This window comes from Providencia sp. wls1922, assembly GCF_009706505.1.
Classification (GTDB): Bacteria; Pseudomonadota; Gammaproteobacteria; order Enterobacterales; family Enterobacteriaceae; genus Providencia; species Providencia lanzhouensis.
Genome location: NZ_WLUG01000109.1, coordinates 31,602 through 54,749 on the forward strand (window position 1 = coordinate 31,602; position 23,148 = coordinate 54,749).

Annotated in this window: 20 protein-coding genes and 1 tRNA gene; 12 read left to right on the top strand and 9 right to left on the bottom strand. The window is 44.4% G+C overall.

What is annotated here, in order from left to right:
* Window positions 1–149 precede the first annotated feature (149 nt).
* The 3 genes from GKR71_RS16115 to GKR71_RS16125 form a co-directional block, all read right to left on the bottom strand.
* Entirely contained in the window at window positions 150–1,916 is a 1,767-nt protein-coding gene (locus GKR71_RS16115) for a bifunctional alpha/beta hydrolase/class I SAM-dependent methyltransferase (RefSeq protein ID WP_036954612.1), read from the bottom strand.
* A 9-nt stretch (window positions 1,917–1,925) separates the two neighbouring features.
* Entirely contained in the window at window positions 1,926–2,549 is a 624-nt protein-coding gene (locus tag GKR71_RS16120) for a CDP-alcohol phosphatidyltransferase family protein (RefSeq protein WP_036954608.1), read from the bottom strand.
* A 299-nt stretch (window positions 2,550–2,848) separates the two neighbouring features.
* Entirely contained in the window at window positions 2,849–3,688 is an 840-nt protein-coding gene (locus GKR71_RS16125; RefSeq protein ID WP_154599324.1) for an AraC family transcriptional regulator, read from the bottom strand.
* Window positions 3,689–3,840: 152 nt separating this feature from the next.
* Between GKR71_RS16125 and GKR71_RS16130 the strand changes: the two genes are divergently transcribed.
* From GKR71_RS16130 to GKR71_RS16150, 5 genes are all read left to right on the top strand, one after another.
* On the top strand, window positions 3,841–4,791 hold the full coding sequence (locus GKR71_RS16130) for a 4-hydroxyproline epimerase (RefSeq protein WP_108478206.1): 951 nt from the start codon (window positions 3,841–3,843) through the stop codon (window positions 4,789–4,791).
* 9 nt (window positions 4,792–4,800) lie between these two features.
* Complete coding sequence (locus GKR71_RS16135; protein ID WP_154599323.1) at window positions 4,801–6,048, top strand: NAD(P)/FAD-dependent oxidoreductase; 1,248 nt, start codon at window positions 4,801–4,803, stop codon at window positions 6,046–6,048.
* A gap of 15 nt (window positions 6,049–6,063) precedes the next feature.
* Window positions 6,064–6,930, top strand: coding sequence for a 4-hydroxy-tetrahydrodipicolinate synthase (gene dapA / locus GKR71_RS16140; RefSeq protein WP_154609955.1), 867 nt, complete (start codon window positions 6,064–6,066; stop codon window positions 6,928–6,930).
* 11 nt (window positions 6,931–6,941) lie between these two features.
* Window positions 6,942–8,426, top strand: coding sequence for an aldehyde dehydrogenase (locus tag GKR71_RS16145; protein WP_036954587.1), 1,485 nt, complete (start codon window positions 6,942–6,944; stop codon window positions 8,424–8,426).
* Window positions 8,427–8,510: 84 nt separating this feature from the next.
* Window positions 8,511–10,025: an alanine/glycine:cation symporter family protein gene (locus GKR71_RS16150; RefSeq protein WP_036954583.1), complete on the top strand. Its 1,515-nt coding sequence runs from the start codon at window positions 8,511–8,513 to the stop codon at window positions 10,023–10,025.
* A gap of 13 nt (window positions 10,026–10,038) precedes the next feature.
* Here the strand turns inward: GKR71_RS16150 and GKR71_RS16155 are convergent.
* Window positions 10,039–10,126 (bottom strand) — tRNA-Ser (locus tag GKR71_RS16155).
* 341 nt (window positions 10,127–10,467) lie between these two features.
* Here GKR71_RS16155 and ghrA point away from each other — a divergent pair.
* The 3 genes from ghrA (at window position 10,468) to GKR71_RS16170 (ending at window position 13,065) form a co-directional block, all read left to right on the top strand.
* Complete coding sequence (gene ghrA, locus GKR71_RS16160) at window positions 10,468–11,409, top strand: glyoxylate/hydroxypyruvate reductase GhrA (RefSeq protein ID WP_154599322.1); 942 nt, start codon at window positions 10,468–10,470, stop codon at window positions 11,407–11,409.
* A gap of 289 nt (window positions 11,410–11,698) precedes the next feature.
* Window positions 11,699–12,259 (top strand): TorD/DmsD family molecular chaperone, encoded by a 561-nt coding sequence (locus GKR71_RS16165; RefSeq protein WP_154599321.1) that lies wholly within the window; start codon window positions 11,699–11,701, stop codon window positions 12,257–12,259.
* 86 nt (window positions 12,260–12,345) lie between these two features.
* Entirely contained in the window at window positions 12,346–13,065 is a 720-nt protein-coding gene (locus GKR71_RS16170) for a YnfC family lipoprotein (protein ID WP_154599320.1), read from the top strand.
* A gap of 111 nt (window positions 13,066–13,176) precedes the next feature.
* Here the strand turns inward: GKR71_RS16170 and GKR71_RS16175 are convergent, their stop codons facing one another.
* Both GKR71_RS16175 and mdtH read right to left on the bottom strand, forming a co-directional pair.
* Entirely contained in the window at window positions 13,177–13,737 is a 561-nt protein-coding gene (locus tag GKR71_RS16175; RefSeq protein WP_036954568.1) for a lipoprotein, read from the bottom strand.
* Between the two features lie 39 nt (window positions 13,738–13,776).
* Complete coding sequence (gene mdtH, locus GKR71_RS16180) at window positions 13,777–14,982, bottom strand: multidrug efflux MFS transporter MdtH (protein ID WP_036954565.1); 1,206 nt, start codon at window positions 14,980–14,982, stop codon at window positions 13,777–13,779.
* Window positions 14,983–15,483: 501 nt separating this feature from the next.
* On the opposite strand from mdtH, the gene rimJ reads away from it, so the two are divergent.
* Window positions 15,484–16,071: a ribosomal protein S5-alanine N-acetyltransferase gene (rimJ, locus tag GKR71_RS16185; RefSeq protein ID WP_036954560.1), complete on the top strand. Its 588-nt coding sequence runs from the start codon at window positions 15,484–15,486 to the stop codon at window positions 16,069–16,071.
* A gap of 78 nt (window positions 16,072–16,149) precedes the next feature.
* Window positions 16,150–17,688: a murein biosynthesis integral membrane protein MurJ gene (gene murJ, locus GKR71_RS16190; protein WP_154634550.1), complete on the top strand. Its 1,539-nt coding sequence runs from the start codon at window positions 16,150–16,152 to the stop codon at window positions 17,686–17,688.
* Window positions 17,689–17,757: 69 nt separating this feature from the next.
* Here the strand turns inward: murJ and amtB are convergent, their stop codons facing one another.
* From amtB to argS, 3 genes are all read right to left on the bottom strand, one after another.
* Window positions 17,758–19,050 (bottom strand): ammonium transporter AmtB, encoded by a 1,293-nt coding sequence (gene amtB / locus GKR71_RS16195; RefSeq protein ID WP_108478197.1) that lies wholly within the window; start codon window positions 19,048–19,050, stop codon window positions 17,758–17,760.
* A gap of 12 nt (window positions 19,051–19,062) precedes the next feature.
* A complete protein-coding gene (locus GKR71_RS16200) occupies window positions 19,063–19,401 on the bottom strand; it encodes a P-II family nitrogen regulator (protein ID WP_036954549.1) in 339 nt (112 codons plus the stop codon).
* 254 nt (window positions 19,402–19,655) lie between these two features.
* Window positions 19,656–21,386 (bottom strand): arginine--tRNA ligase, encoded by a 1,731-nt coding sequence (argS, locus tag GKR71_RS16205; RefSeq protein ID WP_036954545.1) that lies wholly within the window; start codon window positions 21,384–21,386, stop codon window positions 19,656–19,658.
* A gap of 175 nt (window positions 21,387–21,561) precedes the next feature.
* On the opposite strand from argS, the gene GKR71_RS16210 reads away from it, so the two are divergent.
* Window positions 21,562–22,116: a VOC family protein gene (locus GKR71_RS16210; protein ID WP_154634551.1), complete on the top strand. Its 555-nt coding sequence runs from the start codon at window positions 21,562–21,564 to the stop codon at window positions 22,114–22,116.
* Window positions 22,117–22,293: 177 nt separating this feature from the next.
* Complete coding sequence (gene cutC, locus GKR71_RS16215; RefSeq protein ID WP_108478196.1) at window positions 22,294–23,055, top strand: copper homeostasis protein CutC; 762 nt, start codon at window positions 22,294–22,296, stop codon at window positions 23,053–23,055.
* Window positions 23,056–23,148: the final 93 nt, after the last annotated feature.

Consider the following 23,148-nt stretch of genomic DNA (forward strand, 5'->3'; position numbering starts at 1 on the left):
TATTAATCGCCTCTCGATGCACTGAAGGTACATCAATCAGTCATCTGCAAGCCAAGTGAGCTATTTGCAGGTTAAATGAGAGCTGAGCAGATAAAAATACAGGTTATTGATAATGATACCAATAACCTGTTGGTTAAAAAGATAAATTATTAACGACGCCTTGCAAGGGAAACACTAAAAATGCCCCAGTTATCGATGGACTGCGTGATTTTTTCGAAGCCAGCTTCTTCGACTAAAGCATCCATTTCGCCTTGGCTGCGGCAGCGCATTACCCACGCTTGTCCACCTTGGTGACTTGGCAGTACTCGGGCGATCATTTCAACTTGTGGGTGCCACGGCTGGCAGGTATAGACGAGTAGACCACCAGATGGAATGGCACGAGAAAGCCCATCAAGGGAAGCGCGGATCAGCTCATTGCTTGGGAAAAGCTCATATAGACCGCTGACAATTCCCAACGTCGGTGCAGGAGAAACTGCCGCGAGATCGTCTGCATCAAATGCGTTACCTTCTTCAAAGCGAACTTTATCTTCCAAGTAACGCTCTTTGATATGTAAACGCCCTTGCTCAACGTTAATTGGGCTGTAGTCGCGCAGTAGAACGGAATCGACTTTTCCGTAGTCATTAATGGCATCAAAAATGTAGCGACCTTGACCCGCGGCAATATCCATAATGCGAACAGGCTTCCCGTTATTAGTCAGTTCACGAATAGCTTGGCGAATAATGTTTTCAATATTGACTTTACGCTGGCGGATCCCTTGCCAGCCAATACTGTTGAGGTACTGCCTATCGATAATACGGCCAAATAGACCGGAACCTTGCGCCTCGTTGCGATAGACATAATCGAGGGTAGAGCCGGAATCAAAACCCTTATCGTAGCCGATACGTACACCTTCAGATGCTTTGCCTAATGTGCTCATCGATTTGCTCATGATTTTATAAGCAAGGTTTTTCGGGCAGTATTTAGGCAGTGGCACACTCAATGAGCGGAATGCGTCAGCACTGGTGCTCCAGGTATCTTCGAACTGATAATCATGTTGATACAGTGGCAGAGTGAATAATTTATCAACAAACTGGCGGATCATTTCGATAGGAATATGGCGTTCTTTTTCACCTAATGTATCGTGATAAAAACCAGGAAGAATATGTTTCTCTTTAATTGAGGTATTTAGGCGCTCATAAAATTGATGCTGTGGTTTATGGTGTACCACATAGTCACTACCAGAAATAAACAACTGAGTTGGCAAAGTGATGGCCGCGGCATCCGCTACCACCCGGTCTGCGGTGGTATACAGTTCCAAAAGAATATTCACGGCAATTGGGCGCGTGATCAGTGGGTCATTGTTAAACGAGTGGATACGCTGCTCATCGTGGGTTAAAAACTTGGCTTTTACATAAGAATTCACGTAGAACAAACCGCGAATTTTTTGCATTAACCCTAAGCCTGTACGGGCAAATGGGACGTACAGTTTGACCTTAAATGCAGGTGAGGCTAACACCATACCTCGGATTTTAGGCGCATAGTCATGCACCCACGTAGAGACCAAAACGGCGCCGACACTTTGACCAATAACAATAATGTTTTCGAATGGGATCTGATATTGCTCTGATACGTAATGGACAAATTCATCCACATCGCGGATGGAAGTACCTAGCGATGGGCTGTAGCCACGCGGACCCTCATTACGACCGTGTCCACGAGCATCCCATGCAAACATAGCAAAATCAGGGAGGTTCAACTCATCCACTAAATGCGCAACACGACCAGAGTGCTCATGACCACGGTGAAACAGAATAATGGCTTTATCGGTGATTTGTTCAGTTGGCCAATAACGATAAAACAAATTGGTATGATCACTGGTGGTAAATTGAGATTCGACAACAGGACGCTGAGTCGAATAGTCAGTTTGAGCGTTCATAATTATTCCTTAATTATTTTCCGATACTGCACTTAATTCAGTCAGTGCGCGGCGAATACGGTTATAGCAGGTATAGGACAACAGCAAGGCAAAGATGACAAACAGGATATTGATCCAACTTGCGGTCATCAGTTGCGGAAAAATACAGACAAACAACCCGAGCGCGCCAAAAACAAAAGCACGATCGCTTTTGCCTACGGGACCATCATAACGCCGAGATGCGCCAATCGCTTGAGCAATGACGCCGATAAATTCAGTCAAAACGCTGAGGAATAGGATCAGTAAAATCCACCAAAATGCATGCGGGAAAATCAGCACGAAAGGCAGGTATAAGGCAACATCAGAAATGACGTCGCCTAACTCATTTAGCATTGCTCCAAGGTGACTTTTTTGGTTATGTTCACGTGCCAGCATGCCATCAATAGCATTGAGCGCCATGCGAATGAAAAGGACAAACGGCAGCAGGATAAACAAATAAGGGCTAGGGAAAATGGCTAATAGAGCACCAACGATAATGGATAACCCTAATGCTGCGAGGGTGACTTGGTTGGCTGTAATTCCCGCCTCAAAGAGCTGACGAACGATAGGGCGTAACAGATTCTGAAACTTCGGTTTCAGATCATAAATGGTCATTCACTCATCCTTAAAATATGCCGCATAGTGTGCAGTTTAGTGCTATATCAATACGCGATTATGTTTTAGCTGCAATAAGAGCTGTCCTAAGTTCACTGTTACAACTATTTATCGTGATAACTATTCACCGTGACAGCAATTTATCGTTACAGTGATTCATAGTGACAACAAAAAGAGACTCAACGATTACTTCCTAAAAGAGCAACTGAGAATTTAGAGGGAATGGATAGAAAAAAGTTCGCGTGTTTCAAAAAAGAAAAGACGCGCAGCCTTTAAAGAAAATGCGCGTTTTCTGAGGGTTAAATAGAATAAGCCATATCCAATTCATGAGTGGCTTTATTATTATTGCACTTATGATTAAGAGTAGAACGCATGCGTTTAAATTGGCTTGGGGTCATATTAGTGAGTTCTTTAAATTTACGGCAGAATGCGCTGTGGTCGGCGTAGGCACATTTAATGGAAATATCCGTAATCGAATAGTCTTCTTCTAATAATTCAATCGCGTGTTCAAGGCGTTTCTTTTGAATATATTGTTGGGGAGTAATATGAAATACCGTTTTAAATTGACGATTGAGTTGTGATAATGACAACCCTGAAATCTCAGCCAGAGTCGTTATTTTAATGGCAGTATCAAAATGCTGACTAATATAGTGTTCAACGCGTCCCAATTGACCATTTAATTTTGGACTCACTGATTTTTCATCCTGCAAATCTACCGAAATTCCCGCAACACCGATAACCTGATTTTTAGTATCAAAAATCGGCACCTTGGTTGTTAAACACCAGCCTAATAACCCTGCCTTATAGAGATGTAATTCTAGTTTATTGATAACACTGATTTTTTTCTGCATAACCAAATAATCTTGAGAGCTATAACTTTGGCCTAAATCTGCATGGAAGATATCTTCTGCAGTTTTTCCTATTACGCCATTTGGTTGATCAACTTTACACCGTTTAGCCAAGTTTTCATTGGCAAGTAAGTATTTGGCATTACGGTCTTTAACGAAAAAAGTCACATTAGGAAGCGTATTAATCAGTGGCATCACTAACCCAAGATGATTTAACAAATTATTAATATTATCTACGGGAAAAAGCATGTTTTCCTGACTAATCAACAACAGTTTATTTAAATCAATCATATTGCGCTCCAATGCATTCAACTAATTTTAATAGTTATCTGAGATGTTTTTAAATTGTGCAGAAATACGCATGGGTTGATTCGAAAGATATCAAGAGTTGTTTACATAAATCAAGCATTCTATTAACAAATGATATTAATAAGGATGAACTGATGCAGAGTAAATATAAGAAAATTGAAGTCATTGACTCTCATACCGCAGGAGAACCGACACGTTTAGTAATTGAGGGTTTTCCTGATTTAGGGAATGCAGACATGGCGTCGCGCCTGCAAAAATTACGTACGGAATATGATCATTGGCGCTGCACAACGATTTTAGAACCACGTGGAAATGACATTTTAGTGGGCGCATTACTTTGCAAACCAGTGAATCCGAAAGCTGCCGCCGGGGTGATTTTCTTTAATAACGAAGGCTACTTAGGTATGTGTGGTCACGGCACCATTGGTTTGGTCGCATCATTGCATTACTTAGGGCGCATAGGTTACGGGGAGCATTTAATTGAAACCCCTGTCGGGGATGTGACCGCTAAATTACATGAAGATGGTAGCGTGAGCATTCAAAACGTCTACGCATACCGCTATCGCAAAGCCGTCCAAGTCAACGTGCCGGAGGTTGGGCTAGTGACTGGGGATATTGCATGGGGAGGAAACTGGTTTTTCCTCGTCGAAAATTCACCACTCGCTATCCAGTATAGGAACGCGAAGGCGCTGACTGAAATCTGTTTGAAAATCAAACAAGCCCTTGTTGACCAAGGTATTTTTGGTAAAGATAACCAAGAAATCGACCACATCGAACTATTTGGTCATTGCGAAGATGCGGATAGCCAAAGTTTTGTTTTATGCCCGGGCGGTGCCTATGACCGTTCTCCTTGTGGTACGGGAACAAGTGCCAAGCTGGCGTGTCTTGCGGCAGACAACAAACTCGCGGAAGGCAAAATTTGGCGTCAGGCAAGTGTCATCGGTAGCCAATTCCAAGCTAGCTATCAGATTGCAGATGCTAATGGCATCATCCCGACTATTCGCGGAAATGCCTATATCAGCGGCGAAAATACCTTGTTGATCGATAAAAACGACCCGTTCCGCTTTGGGATCACGGTGGAGTGAGGTAAGCCAATGGATAACAAATATTCTGTGATTGTGGTGGGTGGTGGCATTGTCGGGCTCAGTATTGCGTTATCTGTCCAGAATCAAGGCACGGGCGTTTTATTGGTCGACAAAAACCAAATTGGATCTGGTGCTTCATTTGGCAATGCAGGGCATATCGCCACGGAGCAGGTTTTTCCTGTGGCTGACCCCTCCGTTTTGAAATCAATTCCTAGCATGTTGCTCGACCCGTTAGGCGCATTGCGTATTGATTGGCGTTATATATTGCCGCTCACACCATGGTTACTGAAATTGTTGGGCAATATGCGCCACAAACCGTTTATGCATATTCACCACGTTCTCTCCATGCTCAATGGGGCATCATTGGCTTCTTGGCAGGCATTTTCTAAGCAGTGGCAGTTAGAGGATTTAGTCAAAATCCAAGGTTCTTTGCTGGTGGCTGAGAAACAGTCGACCCTCGAAAAACTGCGTCGCCACGGTGAGTATTTAAATAGCATGGGGGTGCATAACCAATTCTGGGATCAATCCCAACTGTTGGCACAGCAACCTGAACTTGCCAATAACCAAATCGGTGGATTGTTCTATCCCGAGACTGGACATGTGGTGGATCTCGCCTTAATGCATGAGCGATTAACTCAAGCATTCATACAGTTAGGGGGAAAAGTCCTGACTGAGTGTGAAGTCACGGCGATTGATTCGTCATCGGCGAGCCAAGCTCATTTAACCACATCACAAGGCACATTTATCGCTGATAAAGTGGTGATTGCGGGTGGTGCATTTTCGAAATCGTTAGTGAAGATGGTGAGCCGCATTAATGTGCCGTTAGAAACGGAGCGCGGTTATCACTTGATGCTGCCAAATGAAAAAGGGCGTTTATCAATTCCCATTTCCAGTATGGATCGCCGCTTTATTATGACGCCGATGAACGGTGGGTTACGTCTTGCGGGTACGGTGGAATATGCAGGACTAAAACGCCCACCGAATATGCAGCGCGCTCGTCACTTTTTACCGTTAGCTAACCCGATGCTAAAAATGCCATTGGATAGCCAGAATACCAGTGAATGGATGGGTTTTCGTCCCACTATCTCAGATTCCTTACCGGTCATAGACCAAAAAGGTCCGTATGTTTTTGCTTTTGGGCATCAACATTTAGGGCTAACACAAGCGGCAATTACCGCAGATATCGTTAATAACATGATCCACGGGCAACCGACACCGCTCGATTGCTCGCCTTTTTCGATAAAGCGCTTTCTTTAATTCAGGAGAATTATAATGAATTTTCATGGCATCCTTGTTCCGTTAGTCACTCCGTTTCATGATGATCTTTCATTGAATATCACGGCGTTAGCAGAGTTAACCGAAAAACTGATCGCCAGTGGTGTGACTGGGTTAGTTGTCTGCGGCACCACGGGTGAGTATTACGCATTAAATGAAGATGAACGTAAAACCGTATTAACCACGGTCAGTAAAATTGCCAAAGGGCGTGTGACACTGATCGCAGGGATTAATGACTTATCTACCGAGGGCGCAATTAAACGCGCAGCACAAGCGAAAGAACTGGGCTACGAAGGGTTGATGCTGTCGCCGCCTCCGTACAGCCTGCCGGATCAAAACGGCGTTTATGCTCACTACGAAAAGGTGGCGAAATCCACCTCGCTACCAATCATTATGTATAACTTCCCAGCCCGTATTGGTATCGAAATTGAGTTAGATACCGTGGTGAGATTGGCTGAAATCGACAATATCGTCGCTATCAAAGAGAGCAGTGGCAGCTTTAGCCGCGCTCTGCATCTGTTACAAACGCCATTTAAAAACTTTGAAGTGATTTGTGGCTGTGATGACCAACCTGTGGACTTTTTCTTCTGGGGCTCGAAAAGCTGGATTGCCGGTGCAGGTAATGTTTTCCCTGTCGAGCAAGTGGCGATTTTTAACGCATCGCAAAAAGGGGATTGGGCGAAGGCGAAGCAGATCATGCAAGAGATTTACCCAGCCATTTATTCCATGGAGTCAGGTAATTATAACCAAAAAGCCAAAGCGGGTTGCTTAAAAGGCACCTTTAACGTGGGGCCAGTTCGTTTGCCTCTGTCAAATATTAGCCAGCAAGAACGTCATGAGTTTCTTGCGCTGATCAAACCATAGCGAGGTTGCATATGTTGATCACCAAAGAGCAGATATTTGAGCGAGCAAAACAGAGCCAACTGTGGGCGGGGAATTTAATTGCGGGCTACCAAAGTGGTAGCGCCAAACTCAAAAATTATACGCCTATTGATAATAGCGCGATTGGTTATATTGCGGATGGCAGCGCGCAAGATGTTCATGCAGCCGTAAATATTGCTCGAGAAACCTTTGAAGAAGGGTGCTGGAGTGGGTTATCTCCCCAAGAACGTAAGCAAGTGATGCTGCGCTGGGCGCAGTTAATTGAAAAGCACAGTGAAGAGCTGGCGGCCTTAGACTGCGTGGATGCGGGGAAACCCATCACGGAATGTTTGCACACAGACTTACCCGCAACGGTGGAAACCTTCTATTGGTATGCGGAAGCTATCGATAAACTGTTCGGAAAAATTGCGCCAACGGGTCGCCAAGAAATGGGGCTGATTGTTCATGAGCCGATTGGGGTTGTGGGCGCAGTTCTACCTTGGAACTTCCCTGCTCAAATGTTTGCATGGAAAGTGGCACCGGCGTTGGCGGTCGGGAACTCGGTGATTGTTAAACCCGCAGAATTAACTTCCTTGAGTGCCTACCGCATGGTGGAACTGGCTTATGAAGCTGGCGTCCCTAAAGGTGCGTTAAGTTTAGTGTGTGGACTAGGTGAGAAAGTCGGGGAAGCCTTAGGACGCCATCCTGATGTGGATGTGGTGTCGTTTACTGGTTCAACCGAAGTGGGGCGTTTATTCCTGAAATACTCCGCGGAAAGTAACCTAAAAGAGATTGTCTTGGAATGCGGCGGGAAAAGCCCGCAAGTGGTGTTTGAGGATGCGGACTTAGATGCGGCTATTCCACATATTATGGCGGCAGCGTTCTGGAATATGAGCGAAAACTGTAGCTGTGGCTCTCGCTTAATTGTGCATGAAAATGTCAAAAAAACCTTACTCGAAAAGTTAACTGCGGCGACATCAACATGGCAAGTGGGAGACCCTCGCGAGGCAGGAGTTTCTATTGGTCCAATGATTGAACAGGCGCATTTTGAAAAAGTGAAATCGTTTTTAGATACCACCGTTAAAGAAGGTGGAAAATTGGTAACAGGAGGAAAAATACATAGTGACCTCGGCTCAGGATGGTATATAGAACCAACTATCTTTGATGCCGTTACGCCAGAAATGTCTCTCTTTCGACATGAAGTTTTTGGTCCCATTTTAGCCGTCACATCGTTTAAAACCGATGACGAGGCGGTCAATTTAGCCAATGACACTCACTACGGATTGGCTGCATCGTTTTATAGCCAAAATGTCCATCGAGTGATGAATATTGCACGTCGTATCAATGCGGGGACGGTGTCCGTCAACGGATTTAGCGAAGGTAATATCACCACGCCATTTGGTGGTTTCCGTCAGTCAGGTTTTGGTGGAAAAGACAACGGCTTAGAAGCCTTTGAGCAATACACCCAAACGAAAGTTATCTGGTTTATCAATCAGTAAAATGACATTGACCTGAACCTTGCGGGGTTCAGGTTTCGACCCTTGCAAATACACAAATACAATTACAATAGTCGAGGAGTACATATGGAAGCCATCGTTAATACCATCGTTGGTTACATCTGGGGTAATGCTCTCGTATTCTTATCTCTGGGTGTCGGTCTCTATTTCACATTAGCAACACGCGGTGTTCAGTTTCGTTACATCGTCAAAATGGTCTGTTTATTAAAAGAAAATAAAGCATCAAAAGACGGGATTTCCTCATTCCAAGCCTTCTGTTTAGCATTATCGGGGCGTGTTGGGGTCGGTAACATTGCAGGGGTAGCAACAGCAATTGCGGCAGGTGGTCCCGGCGCAATTTTCTGGATGGTCGTCATGGGCTTACTTGGAGGCGCGAGCGCCTTTATTGAGTCTACACTGGCGCAAATTTATAAGCAGCGCTCAGATGATCAATATCGTGGTGGTTCACCGTACTATATTGAAAAAGGATTGAAATTAAAGCCTTTTGCTATCTTTGTTGCGGCAGTGATCTGTTTATCTTACGGTGTGTTGGTACCGGGTATTCAAGCCAATACCATCGCGGATTCGTTCCAAACGGCATTTAATATTCCACCAATGGCAACAGGTGCATTAGTGACGGTATTAATGGCGTGGTTAATTTTTGGTGGCGTGAAACGTATTGCGAGCGCAGCCGATAAAATTGTTCCTATCATGGCATTAGCTTATATCGTGATGATGGTGATTATTCTGGGCAGCCATTGGGATAGCGTGCCTGGCATGTTCAGCTTAATTTTCCGCAGTGCGATGGGAATGGATGCGGTATTCGGTGGGATCGTGGGAACTGCGGTGTCTTGGGGCGTGCGTCGTGCCGTGTTTTCAAACGTGGCAGGAGCCGGTGAAGCGACGTTCAGTTCCGCGGCGGCAGAAGTTAGCCATCCGGTCAAACAGGGGCTTATCCAAGCATTCTCTATCTATATCGACACCGTGGTTGTGTGTACAGCATCGGGACTGATGATTTTAGTCACCAATATGTACAACGTTTTCCCTGATGGTTCAGCGACTGCCCTTGTGGAGTATGTGCCAGGTGTGGCAGCAGGAACTGCATGGACTCAAATGGCAGTTTCTACGGTATTTACATCGGCGGGTGCGGGGTTTGTCTCTATCGCGGTATTCTTGTTCGCCTTCACAACGCTTATGGCTTACTACTATATTGCAGAAACCACCATTGTTTATCTTGACCGTAAGCTTAAATACCCTGTGTTGAAGCTGATTTTGAAATTTGTCTTCCTAGTGATTGTCTTTATGGGCAGCGTGCAATCAGTCAGTATTATGTGGGGACTGGGTGATATCGGCTTCGGCAGTATGAGCTACTTAAACTTGATTGCGATTGTCTTTTTATCGAAACCCGCTTTAAGAGCGTTACGTGATTTTGAAAGACAAACTAAATTAGGGGTTGATCCGGTGTTTGATCCGAAAGCCGCAGGTGTAGAAAACGCAGAGTTATGGGAAGAAATCAGTCGTGAATATCATGCGCAAGGCGTTGGGATTGATAAAATCGATGGTTCTGGGAAGATAAACGAGAAATTACTTAAGGAAGAATAACTTAGATTAGAAATGGCGGTGAGGGAGGGATTCGAACCCTCGATACGTTGCCGTATACACACTTTCCAGGCGTGCTCCTTCAGCCTCTCGGACACCTCACCGTTTTTCTAAATTGTGGTTGTAGAATTTGTTATAAATAACTTGTCCTTCAACGGGGCGCTACTATAGGGAAAAGAGCGCCTTCCGTCAACTCCCAATTAAATAAAAATCCACTTTTTTCTATCGTTTAGCTAAATAAAAATCAATTTGGTTACTCTCTAATCTTAATAAATTACGGTTGATTAGAAATTGATAATAAATTGTTTATTTAAACTTCAAGTAATTAATCCAGATTCCGTTAACTCCTTAACAAAATCCTCATCTTATGGATATAAATATGGGGTATTGACTTGAAAATAAACATCATTACGCACACTCTGGTGGAAACCTATAAGGAGTTGCCATGAATATTTTATTTTACCATCCATTTTTTGATGCCAATCAGTGGATTGATGGCATGCGTGCTCGATTGCCTCAAGCCAATATTCGCCAATGGAAGCCGGGAGATACCCAACAGGCAGATTATGCCATGGTATGGCTTCCTCCTTATGAGTGCCTTGCGGGTCGCCAAGACTTAAAAGGAATCTTCGCATTAGGCGCGGGGGTGGATGCGATTCTAAAGCAAGAGCAAGATAACCCGGGAACATTACCGGCAGGCGTTCCACTGATGCGCTTAGAAGACACGGGTATGGCCATTCAAATGGAAGAATATGCCGCTGCAAAAGTCTTGTATTACTTCCGTCGTATGGATGAGTACCGTCAGTTACAATCCCAGCGTCAATGGAAACAACTGCCAGCTTACACCCATGACCAGTTTGTGGTGGGCGTGATGGGCGCAGGGGCGTTAGGTCAAGCCGTGGCAAAACGCTTAGCCAGTTTTGGTCTTAAAGTCAGAACGTGGAGTCGCTCAGAAAAGCAGATCCCAAATGTGAAAAGTTACTATGGGCAAGACCAGTTAGCGGATTTCTTATCAGGAACCCGCGCGATTGTGAACCTGCTACCAAGCACGCCAGAAACGGTGGGTATTTTGAATCATCAATTATTCAGCCAGCTGGAACAGAACGCCTATATTATTAACCTCGCCCGAGGTGCGCACTTAATTGAGCAAGACTTGCTGGAAGCATTAGAAAAAGGGCAAGTTGCAGGGGCGTCTCTCGATGTTTTTGCCACTGAGCCACTACCACATATGCACCCATTCTGGACACATCCACGTATCGCCATTACGCCACACGTTGCCGCGTTTACGTTGCCGAATGAAGCGATGGATATGATTGCGAGTAATATTCAGCGGATTGAAAGGGGTGAGCAGCCAGAGGGGATAGTTAATTTAGCCCAAGGCTACTAAATCCTCTTCATACTTCACGCTGTGGCGTTGTTGTCTGCTCTCGGTCACTCGGGTCACATACTTTTGTATGCTCCCCGAGATAACCTCGTTTGACGCCTAGCCACAGCGCGAATTATTTTGAGGATGCTTCAGTTATCAGATATCTGATTTTTTAAGAAATAGTCACTATTCATCATTGATGTCTTATCTCGATTTCTCAAAGCGTGGGTTTTCTGTTTTTTCAGGTATACTGCATCGCATCATGATCACGAAAAAGTGATTGCAGGAAAATCGCCACAGGAAGAAACCCATGAATGAATTCTCAATCGTCTGCCGTATTTTAGGTACCTTATTTCAACGCTCTCCGGACGATGCGCTTGTGAAGCCTCTTATCGATATGATTGCTCAAGATAAGCTCAAAGCCTCATGGCCCTTGGAGCAAGATGAGCTGTGGGTAAGAATGGCTAAGGCAGTGGATCACAAGGCTATCACGGCGGATTATCAATCAATGTTTGGTAGTGAGCCAACGGTTCCACCTTTTGCTCACCGCTATGATGAAGAAATCACTGAAGCGGAAATTCGCGAATTTCTTGTGACTCGTGGAATGACCTTAACCGATGCCCCAACGGATGCATTTGGTGCGCTACTGTTAGCCGCATCATGGCTAGAAGACCAAGCTGCTGAAGACGAAACCGCCGCGCAGGAAGAGCTATTCGACAGCTATATCTTGAGCTGGTATGGCGCATTTCTGGGGAAAGTTGAAGCTCACGCGACAACGCCGTTTTACCGTACATTAGCGCAAATTACCCGCGATGCCGTCATTGCACTGCGTGATGAGTTAGAATCTGACTCAGAGAGTGGTGATGAATAAGTGACACTGTCACTTAAAGACTGATGATTGAGAGAAGATAGGTGTGGAACCGTCTTCTCTCATCATAGGTTAAAAGGATAGACACAATGACCTCGACAAAACTTCACGGCTTAATGTTGCTCTTTATTTCACCGTTAGCACTGGCACAAGTGGATAATGATCTGCCTAGCTATAATAAACGCATGGTTAATTACAGCACGGAATTTCAATTTGACCCGCTTTACGGAAAAGTAAAAGAATTAACGCAAATCATGAACGATGAGAAAGGGCTCAGCAAAAGAGTGACTGTGTCTTTTAATCTCCATGGCTGTCTCAATAATTTAAGTTATTACAATAGAGACAGTGAAACAGCATTTGTGATTGTCAGAAAATTTAAGCAACTTTATTACTTAGTCGATAAACAAAAATTCAAAGGTTATGGCATCGATAAGATGTGCAATTTACAAACCGGAGAACTGCAAGATTGGAAATATTATTATCGTGATGGTCTTGTTAATAAGATCACTCAAGGAAAGAAAGAGATAGCGACGTTTGTTTATGGTGAACATTTTTTACCGATAGAAACGACATATTTCGATGGAAATGAAGTTATTAATACAAAAAATGAATACTTTTTCACTAATGGCTTAGTCACTAAAATTCTGTTTCATACGACGAAAAATCAGCAACCGTTTGTCGAAACAACTCAAAAATGCACCCATTATGATGATCATAAAAACCCAACAGTATGTACCAGTGTGGTGACATACAGTGATGGACGGGTAGAAAAATTCGATTTTGAATACAAAACGAGTTATTACGAGTGACTTTTTAGTATTAAAGATAAATGGCATTCCAATAAAAAAGCAACCTATCAGAAAGGTTGCTTTTTTCATTTTTAGATTATCAATTTATCAATCAAAAATATTTATGGTCAATTAATCAACCATTGGAATAACTAATTTACCCGGTTTGATTTCTAAACCTTTAGCGAGTTTTTTCGCAGTCGCTTCTGCGGCGCTGTTATCAGGGTTGAGCACGTAAACAGGCTGAGTCGCGAAGAAGGTATCAAGGGAGCTATTTAAATACGGGATCACCACGGAAATGGCGGTTTCCATATTTTCTGGTGTAATTTTATATTGGGTAATTTTCAGCTCTTTCAAATAGATAGAGCCTGTTTGTGCATCAAAAACAGGGCGCGCGGTTAAGGTCAGTGCAATATCGGCCGCCGCAGCACCAAGTAGTGAATTCATTGTGACAGTGGCTTCGCCTTTTAATGCAATAATGCCTGGTTCGCTACGACCAATTTCTGATTGCAAGTTATGTAAGGTGATATCCGCATCTGCAAATCCAGTAATGCCGATATTATTTTCGTACTTAACCTTGGTCGCAAGGTAACTGTTAATTTGTGATTCACTGATAGTAAATTCGGTTAATTTGTCACAACCCGTGAGAATAAATAGCAATCCAAAGATAGATGCCAAGAAAATGTTTTTCATAATCACTCCTTTATACAGTAATAACCCAAGTGTAACGTATTACTGCCCGCTCAACATGACTGTTTCAATTTTTTTACGGTTAAATTGGCGATGAAGCGCCCACAAAGTGATAAAACCAATAGTGCCGAGCAAGAACCAAGGAAGCTGAGGGATATTCCATTGGTGCCCAATATCGTACATCCAACCGCCACCGGTATAGCCAACGGCACCGCCTAGCGCAAGACCGAGTCGGCTAAAGCCCATATAACTGCCACGGGCGCGAGGGTCGGCAAGGGATGCGCTCAGGGTTTCACGAGCAGGATCGGCGGTGATAGTCCCCAAATAGAAAATACCAATCAACACAAACAGAATATTGACCGATGTGGTCATACCGATAGGGAACATGCTCAGGCTCATTAAAAATAACCCTGCCATCAAACGTTGCTCTAAGCGGAAATGTTTTTCGCTCCAACGGGCAATCGGATAAAGCAGTGTCAGGGAAATTGCCGCTTCAATGGCGTACATCCATTTCACTGCCGTTGGAGTTCCTGCCAATTCGTTAACGGCGATGGGAAACATCAGCATCACTTGTACTGACAGCATAAAGTAGCCAGAAAGCGTGATCACATAAGTCACAAAGCGGGTGTCTTTCAAGACTCGACGCATCCCATCACGAATAGGGGCTTTGATGGTGGAAATGCGATAAGCAGGAAGTAGCCAAGCATTAAGTAGAGCCGCAATCACAAACACTGCCGCGCCAGCCCAGCAAACATAGTGGAAGTCATACTGTAAAAGCCAGCTACCAATTAATGCCCCAATCACCGCGCCAGCACTGTCCTGCATAAACAATAATGAATAAAAACGCCCACGCTCATAAGGGCGGGTCAATTTAATCACTAAAGCGGTACGAGGAGGGTCAAACAAGGTGCCGCCAAGGGCAGACAATATACAAGAAAGCCATAACACCCAAGGATCATAAGCCAAAGCCATCAACACAAAGCCTGCGGCACGCAACAGCATCCCGATAATAATTAACGGTTTTGCACCAAATCGGTCGGCAATCGCGCCCCCAAAAATCCCAAATCCTTGCTGCACAAACTGGCGAAGTCCAAGGGCAAACCCAACCACCACAGCTGCCCAGCCAAGCTGCTCAACAAAGCGAATTGAAATTAAAGGGAAAACCACGAAAAAGCCAAGAACAACCAGCATATTATCGAGTAAAAGGAAATATTTGCCGAGGCTTCTTGCCCGTGATACCTGCGCCATGAAACACCATAAAAAAATAGTAACGGAAGGAATGATTCTTATTAATAGTATCAGGAGTTTGGCGGGAATGATGGTATATGCACCATGATATTTTTTTATCGATAAATCCGTTATATTTCCCATTATAGGGGTGTTGGCTACGTTCGTTCGCCCTCGTCACATACTTGTGTATGCTCCAAGGGATTCACTCACTTGCCGCCTACCTCTAATGTGAACTATTTTAAAGCGAAATATAATAGGGACATCGGAGGTTCCTGAAGTATTATTAGTTTATGTATTTCTAATGCTCTAGCTTAAGGTGAAAAGCACGAAATAGGAGTATCTAGGGTTTATCTGTAAACATCAATCGTGAGTTTTTTACGGACACATGAAATAAAACAAAACCAACTGCTCAAAAAATGACTTAATTATAGAGAGAATTGAATTAGTTAAGTGATAAATTTAAGTTATAATTCAAACATCGAAAGTAAGACTGGTAACACTACTAATTAAGGGCTAACGATGTTTGGTTATCGTTCAAATGAACCCAAAGTGCGTCTAATGACAGACAGAATGATTATCCGTTTAGCCTACGAACGAGATAATTACCGACTTGCGGACTATTACAGCTTAAACAAAGAGTTCCTAACCCCATGGGAACCTACCCGTGACAACTCTCATTTTAACCCTTCAGGTTGGAACAACCGCCTACATGCCATGAGTGAAATGCATCGCCAAGGTAGCGCATTTCATTTTCTTTTACTGGATAAAGATGAAAACGAAGTGATTGGCGTCGCGAATTTTAGCAATATTTTACGCGGCTCCTTCCATGCGTGTTATCTGGGCTATTCGCTGGGTGAAAAATGGCAGGGACAGGGGTTGATGTACGAAGCTTTAACCCAAATTATTCGTTACATGCAAAAACACCAAGGCATGCACCGCATCATGGCGAATTACATGCCCCATAATATGCGCAGCGGTAACTTGCTCACTCGCCTAGGTTTTGAACGTGAAGGTTATGCAAAGCAGTATCTCGAAATTAATGGAGAATGGCGCGACCACGTCTTAACGGCATTAACCGACAATGAATGGAAGTCGACTAAAGCCTAAACATTTACTCTACAATCGTAGTCAGTTTTGCCATCCGCTGTTAAACTGCTGCGATTGTCTTCTTTTAGTCTAGCAATCATGAATTTATTAAAATCTTTAGCGGCAGTCAGCTCGATGACGATGATGTCACGGGTTTTAGGCTTCATTCGTGACGCCATTATTGCCCGTGTATTTGGTGCGGGAGCGGCTTCTGATGCCTTCTTTGTCGCCTTTAAACTCCCTAACTTATTACGTCGAATTTTTGCTGAAGGGGCGTTTTCTCAAGCATTTGTTCCCATTCTTGCCGAATATAAAAACCAGCAGGGCGAAGAGGCCACGCGCACGTTTGTAGCCTATATTTCGGGGATGCTTACATTAGCATTGGCGATCGTGACGGTTGTCGGCATGTTTGCTGCGCCGTGGATCATTTATGTGACGGCGCCGGGTTTTACCACGAATGCCGATAAATTTGCGCTAACGACAGATTTATTGCGTGTGACGTTCCCTTATATTTTCTTGATCTCATTGGCATCTTTAGCGGGTGCGATCCTTAATACGTGGAACCGCTTTTCGGTACCCGCGTTTGCACCGACGCTATTAAACGTCAGCATGATTTTCTTTGCAGCGTTCGCTGCGCCGTATTTTGACCCGCCGATTATGTCTCTGGCTTGGGCTGTTCTTGTTGGTGGTGTGCTGCAATTGGGTTACCAATTACCGCATTTAAAGAAAATTGGTATGTTGGTATTGCCACGTTTATCGTTCCACGATAGTGGTGTTTGGCGAGTAATGAAGATGATGGGACCGGCGATTATCGGGGTTTCTGTCGCGCAAATTTCATTAATTATTAACACGATCTTCGCCTCATTCCTGCAATCAGGTTCGGTATCATGGATGTATTATGCCGACCGCTTAATGGAGTTACCTTCAGGGGTGCTTGGTGTTGCACTGGGTACCATCCTATTGCCATCGCTCTCTAAAAGTTTTACTAGCGGAAATCACCAAGAATATCGCCATTTAATGGATTGGGGATTACGTTTATGTTTATTACTGGCACTACCGTGTGCGGTAGGGCTAGCGATACTATCTGAAGCGTTAACGGTTTCGCTTTTCCAATATGACAAATTTACCGCTCACGACTCCTTGATGACCCAGTATGCATTAATGGCGTATTGTGTGGGCTTAACGGGGATGATCTTAGTGAAAATCTTGGCGCCAGGTTTCTATTCACGCCAAAATATTCGTACTCCTGTAAGAATTGCGATAGTCACTTTGATTCTGACTCAGTTAATGAACTTAGCCTTTATTGGGCCTCTGCAACATGCAGGTCTAGCCCTGTCTATTGGGCTGGCGGCGTGTTTTAACGCCGGTGTTTTGTATTGGCAGTTACGCAAGCAAGATATTTTCCAACCGCTAGCAGGCTGGCGTGGTTTCTTAGTTAAATTGTTTGTTGCCTTGGCGGTGATGGTTGTGGTGCTATTTGGCGTACTACACTTTATGCCACCGTGGCAAGACGGCAATATGCTGATGCGCATGTTACGTTTGATGGGGGTAGTGATTATTGGAGCAGGGAGCTACTTTGTGGCGCTGTATGTATTAGGCTTCCGCCCGCGTGACTTTATGAAGCGCAGTATTGCGTAGTTCTTAATTCGCATATGTATTAGCTTTACATCGAACAAACTCCCCCCTCAATCGAGGGGGAGTAGACAATTACGGATGATAAGCACGCTCGCCATGAGTGGTAAGATCCAACCCATCGCACTCTTCCTCTGGGGAAACCCGCAGACCAACTAACTTATCAGCTAGTTTAAAGGCGATAAATGCCACTACACCCGACCATACAATGGTAACCACAATACTTTCAATCTGAACAAATACTTGATGGGATAACGTGACGTTGTCACGATAACCAAGTCCCCCAAACAGCGTCGAGGTAAATACGCCTGTGAGTATGCAACCAATAATACCGCAGGTGCCATGGATACCAAAAACATCGCACACATCATCGGCTTTTAACCAACGTTTTAAGACGACAACGCCCCAAAGCCCAATAATTCCCCCGACAACACCAATAACAAGTGCACCAATAGGACCAACAGTACCGGCCGCAGGTGTGATAGCGACTAATCCAGAGATACAACCGGAGCAGCTTCCAAGCATGGAGGGTTTTCCTCTCAATAACCACTCAGTAAATGTCCATGAAAGGATAGCGCCAGCCGTGGCAATCACTGTGTTAATAAACGCCAGTGCGGCAATATTATTGGCACTGCCTGCGGAGCCTGCGTTAAAGCCAAACCACCCAATATACAGTACAGCGGTACCCATAAAGACCATCGGTAAGTTATGGGGCTTTAGCACCACTTGGCTGTAGTCACTACGTTTACCCAGCAAATAGGCACCGACCAATGCAGCGACAGCGGCGTTAATGTGCACCACGGTTCCGCCTGCAAAATCGAGAGCGCCATCATCCGCCAGCCATCCACCTTCAGCCCACACCATATGCGCGATAGGTACATAAGAGAACGTAAACCAAATCACGGTAAAAATAAGAAGTGCAGAGAAACGCACGCGTTCTCCTAGTGCTCCGACAATTAATGCGAGGGTAATAACCGCAAATGAGCCTTGGAAGGCAACATGGATATATCGATTAATGGAACCCGATAAATCGTCGATGGACATCGCGCTTAGAAACGTTAAAGAGCCATCCCCAAAGATTTTATTTCCTGCGGTGAAAGCGAGGCTATAGCCGAATACAAACCAAAGAATAATCACCACACTAAAAATCAGCATTACTTGGGTGATCAGCGATAACACGTTTTTGCTGCGTAATAATCCGCCATAAAACAGTGCAATGCCGGGGATGGTCATAAAAAATACCAACGCTGTGCAGATCAACATAAAGGCGTTATCGGCTTTATCAACGGCATTCACTTCCGACGCATAGGCGGGAAGTGCGAAATAACTTAAGGCGAAGAGTGCGGCAGGTAACCATAATCGTCTCATTATTTATCTCCCTTAGAGTGCGTCATCGCCGGATTCGCTGGTACGAATGCGAACAGCTTGTAGAAGTTCAAAAACAAACAGCTTTCCATCCCCCACTTTCCCCGTATCTGCGGTACGAATGATCGCATCGAGAGCGGGTTCCAGTAGGTCATCGCTGATAGCGATTTCCATTTTGGTTTTGGGTAGAAAACTCACTTCATATTCCGCACCACGGTAAAGCTCCGCGTGACCTTTCTGTCTGCCATATCCTTTGACTTCACAGATGGTCATCCCTTGTATTCCTAATTCAGTGAGTGCTTCACGAACATCTTCTAATTTGAACGGTTTAATAATTGCGATGATGTACTTCATAAATCCCCCTGTCTTTTTGAAAAGGCAAAAGAGATAAAGCAAGCATCGTGCCAAATGTTAAATTTCTGTTTTTTAGGGTGTAATGGATTGAAATGGGGAGAAATAATGAGAGGTTGCTCACCAATTAAGTGCAAGCTGTCTATTGATTACAAAAAATTGCTCAAAAATAGTGCAAAAAAGAGAGGGGAAAGGGGGGCGTGAGAAGTGAAAAGTAAAAAGCCCACCGAAGTGGGCTTTAAACAAAAGAATAAAACTTACATTCTTTCGACGGTTTCGATACCTAACGTATCCAGACCCGCTTTTAGGGTTTTTTGCGTTAATAAAGCCAGTTTTAAACGGCTTTGACGCTGTGCATCGGTATCTGCGGACAAAATAGGGCAATGTTCATAGAAACTAGAGAACAGACCCGCTAAGTCATACAGATAAGCACACATAACGTGTGGCGTACCTTCACGTGCAACCGTTAAGATTGTCTCTTCAAACTGCATTAAACGTGTTGCTAATGCCATTTCGTGTGGCGCTTCTAATACGATTGGCAGGGTTAAATCTGCTTCGGTAATGTCTGCTTTTTTGAAGATAGAGGCAACGCGGGTATAGGCATATTGCATATATGGCGCGGTGTTACCTTCAAAGGCTAACATATTGTCCCAATCGAAAATGTAGTCAGTGGTACGGTTTTTAGACAGGTCAGCATATTTAACCGCGCCGATACCCACGACATTTGCAAGATTCAGTAATTCCTCTTCCGCCATATCCGGGTTTTTCTCACGGATTAGCGTTTGGGCGCGTTCAACGGCTTCATCTAACAGGTCGGACAGACGAACAGTACCGCCTGAACGGGTTTTGAATGGCTTACCGTCTTTTCCTAGCATCATTCCGAACATATGGTGCTCAAGCGCCATGGATTCTGGAATATAGCCCGCTTTACGGACGATAGTCCAAGCTTGCATTAAATGTTGATGCTGGCGGGAGTCGATGTAATACAAAGAGCGATCCGCATGCAAGGTTTCATAACGGTATTTTGCACAGGCGATGTCGGTGGTGGTGTACAGGAAACCGCCATCTTTCTTCTGGACGATAACGCCCATCGGTTCGCCTTCCTTGTTTTTGAATTCATCGAGGAAAACGACGGTTGCACCTTCGCTTTCTACGGCTAAACCTTTGGCTTTTAAGTCAGCAACGATGCCTGGTAGCATGCTGTTATACAGGCTTTCACCCATCACATCGTCTTCCGTTAACGTGACGTTTAAACGGCGATAAGTTTCTTGGTTCTGTTGCATGGTGATATCAACCAGTTTACGCCACATTTTACGGCAGTATTCATCACCAGATTGTAGTTTCACCACGTAACCACGGGCACGAACGGCAAAGTCTTCATCTTCGTCGTAATGTTTTTTCGCTTCGCGATAGAATTCTTCGAGGTCTGAAAGCGCCATATCGCTGGCATCTTCATTTTGCACTTTTTCTAAGTAAGCAATCAGCATCCCAAATTGTGTGCCCCAGTCACCCACGTGGTTAGCGCGGATTACTTTGTGACCGATAAACTCTTGGGTACGTGCTGCAGCATCACCAATAATCGTGGAGCGCAAATGACCAACGTGCATCTGTTTTGCAACGTTAGGCGCGGAGTAGTCAATCACGATGGTTTCGGCTTTAACTGGTGCTAGGCCTAAACGGTCGCTGGTCAGCGCGTTTTCTGCGTGAGTGGCAATCCATGTTGGGTCGATAAAAATGTTGATGAAACCGGGACCGGCGATTTCAATTTTAGATGCGATACCTTCGAGATCTAATTGGCTGACAATTTGCTCGGCCAGTTGTCGGGGAGGCAGACCCATTTTTTTCGCAGCTCCCATCACGCCGTTAGCCTGATAGTCACCAAATTGCGCTTTAGCTGATTGACGAACAAGGGCGTCACAGCCTTCTGGAGCTCCCGCTGCTAGCATTGCAGCACTGATTTTATCTGAAAGAATAGCCTGAATATTCACCGGATTACCTTAAATAACGAACATAGTTACCGCATTGTGCCATTTCATGGGCGTAACTAAAAGGTGGAAGAGAAAAAACGGCAGGTTTTATACCATATTTTGGGGGAGTCGTGCTACAGTCTGGCACTTGTTTCACTTTTTATTATCTTTGTTTTTTATCAATAGAGTTATGTGAATGTTAGATTTCGATAAAATCCCTCAGTTAAATGATTTGTGGTGTGACCTACCTTATTTTGAAAAAAAAGTGACGGCAATGGCGCACGCACTCGGCTTATCTTTGACAGATTATGTGATTGACCATATTTCTGTACGTTGCCATCATCAGGAAACCGCAGAGCGTTGGCATGATGGGCTATTGCAATGCGCCGAGTTACTTTCAGATAACTTGATTAACGGTCGCCCAATTCGTCTTTATGACCTGAAAAAGCCCATTCAAGTTGCTGGGCAGGATGTTTATATTATCGAGCTGCCTTTTCCAAAAGATAAAATCTATCCTCAAGAGAGCTGGGAACATATTGAAATGGTCATTGATGTCGCGCCAGAATTATTGGAAGAGACAGCGCGTCGTTTATTACCGGACACACTACCGGAGGGCTACTCCTATAAAGTGAGCCAACCTAAAGGTCAGCAAGAAAGACTGACAAATCCGACTTTGGCCGTGACAAACGGCTTAATTACCCTCAAATATCACCCATTTTCCCTTAGAAACATCGTTGAAAGCGAAAAATAAGTGATGCAATTAACGTTATTGATCATTATTTAGAGCCAACTCTAAATGGTGTGATATCACGCAGATAACATTTAACAAAAAGTGGCATAGTTAGTTGAATGCCTAATAAAAAGCACGTTTTGGCCCTCAATTTTCAGCTCATATTCTACTGAGCTTATGACCATTTTGGAGATCTTCATGGCGAAACTGGAAATTTGCTGTTTTGGTATAGAATGCGCCGAAGTCGCGCAAGAATATGGTGCAAATCGCATTGAGCTCTGTTCGGGGGCAGCAGATGGGGGGCTAACACCAAGCTACGGCTATTTAAAACTGGCGAGAGAGAAACTTCATATACCTGTTCATCCCATTATTCGTCCTCGTGGTGGCGATTTCTGCTATAACGTGAGTGAATTTGATGTGATCCGTGAAGATTTACAGATGATCAAGGAGATGGGGTTTCCCGGCGCAGTGGTGGGGATCTTAGATACAGAAGGGCGCATTGATATCGAACGGATGCAGACCTTAATGGAAATTGCGAATGGAATGGAGATTACTTTCCATCGTGCTTTTGATATGTGTATCAATCCGTTACTGGCATTAGAGCAACTTAAAAACCTTGGGGTGGCACGTATTTTAACATCCGGTCAGCAACAAAGTGCTGAGTTAGGTTTGCCGCTACTGAAAGAGTTGCACGAAAAAAGCCGTGAAATTAATGGTCCAATCATTATGGCTGGTGCGGGGGTTCGGTTGGCAAATATGACCAAGTTTATGGAAATTGGTCTAACGGAAGTGCACAGCTCCGCAGGGAAAACTGTCCCTTCCAGTATGAATTACCGCAAAGCTGGTGTAACTATGGCATCGAACAGTGAAACCGATGAGTTCACACACTACTGTGTGGATGGACCAACGGTGGAAGCGATGATGGACTTTATTTCTATAACGGAAAAAGTTCCGGCGTAAATCATAAATTCGGAATAGGACTGACTGAATTTGTGATAGGGAGAGTTAAGATAGGGAGGCTAATAACCTCCCTGAGGTTGATGACAAAGAGGG

What these genes read in the sequence shown, in the direction of transcription:
- GKR71_RS16115 (WP_036954612.1), bottom strand. Translation starts at nt 1,916, where the DNA reads ATGAACGCTCAAACTGACTATTCGACTCAGCGTCCTGTTGTCGAATCT.
- GKR71_RS16120 (WP_036954608.1), bottom strand. Translation starts at nt 2,549, where the DNA reads ATGACCATTTATGATCTGAAACCGAAGTTTCAGAATCTGTTACGCCCT.
- GKR71_RS16125 (WP_154599324.1), bottom strand. Translation starts at nt 3,688, where the DNA reads ATGATTGATTTAAATAAACTGTTGTTGATTAGTCAGGAAAACATGCTT.
- GKR71_RS16130 (WP_108478206.1), top strand. Translation starts at nt 3,841, where the DNA reads ATGCAGAGTAAATATAAGAAAATTGAAGTCATTGACTCTCATACCGCA.
- GKR71_RS16135 (WP_154599323.1), top strand. Translation starts at nt 4,801, where the DNA reads ATGGATAACAAATATTCTGTGATTGTGGTGGGTGGTGGCATTGTCGGG.
- dapA (WP_154609955.1), top strand. Translation starts at nt 6,064, where the DNA reads ATGAATTTTCATGGCATCCTTGTTCCGTTAGTCACTCCGTTTCATGAT.
- GKR71_RS16145 (WP_036954587.1), top strand. Translation starts at nt 6,942, where the DNA reads ATGTTGATCACCAAAGAGCAGATATTTGAGCGAGCAAAACAGAGCCAA.
- GKR71_RS16150 (WP_036954583.1), top strand. Translation starts at nt 8,511, where the DNA reads ATGGAAGCCATCGTTAATACCATCGTTGGTTACATCTGGGGTAATGCT.
- ghrA (WP_154599322.1), top strand. Translation starts at nt 10,468, where the DNA reads ATGAATATTTTATTTTACCATCCATTTTTTGATGCCAATCAGTGGATT.
- GKR71_RS16165 (WP_154599321.1), top strand. Translation starts at nt 11,699, where the DNA reads ATGAATGAATTCTCAATCGTCTGCCGTATTTTAGGTACCTTATTTCAA.
- GKR71_RS16170 (WP_154599320.1), top strand. Translation starts at nt 12,346, where the DNA reads ATGACCTCGACAAAACTTCACGGCTTAATGTTGCTCTTTATTTCACCG.
- GKR71_RS16175 (WP_036954568.1), bottom strand. Translation starts at nt 13,737, where the DNA reads ATGAAAAACATTTTCTTGGCATCTATCTTTGGATTGCTATTTATTCTC.
- mdtH (WP_036954565.1), bottom strand. Translation starts at nt 14,982, where the DNA reads ATGGCGCAGGTATCACGGGCAAGAAGCCTCGGCAAATATTTCCTTTTA.
- rimJ (WP_036954560.1), top strand. Translation starts at nt 15,484, where the DNA reads ATGTTTGGTTATCGTTCAAATGAACCCAAAGTGCGTCTAATGACAGAC.
- murJ (WP_154634550.1), top strand. Translation starts at nt 16,150, where the DNA reads ATGAATTTATTAAAATCTTTAGCGGCAGTCAGCTCGATGACGATGATG.
- amtB (WP_108478197.1), bottom strand. Translation starts at nt 19,050, where the DNA reads ATGAGACGATTATGGTTACCTGCCGCACTCTTCGCCTTAAGTTATTTC.
- GKR71_RS16200 (WP_036954549.1), bottom strand. Translation starts at nt 19,401, where the DNA reads ATGAAGTACATCATCGCAATTATTAAACCGTTCAAATTAGAAGATGTT.
- GKR71_RS16210 (WP_154634551.1), top strand. Translation starts at nt 21,562, where the DNA reads ATGTTAGATTTCGATAAAATCCCTCAGTTAAATGATTTGTGGTGTGAC.
- cutC (WP_108478196.1), top strand. Translation starts at nt 22,294, where the DNA reads ATGGCGAAACTGGAAATTTGCTGTTTTGGTATAGAATGCGCCGAAGTC.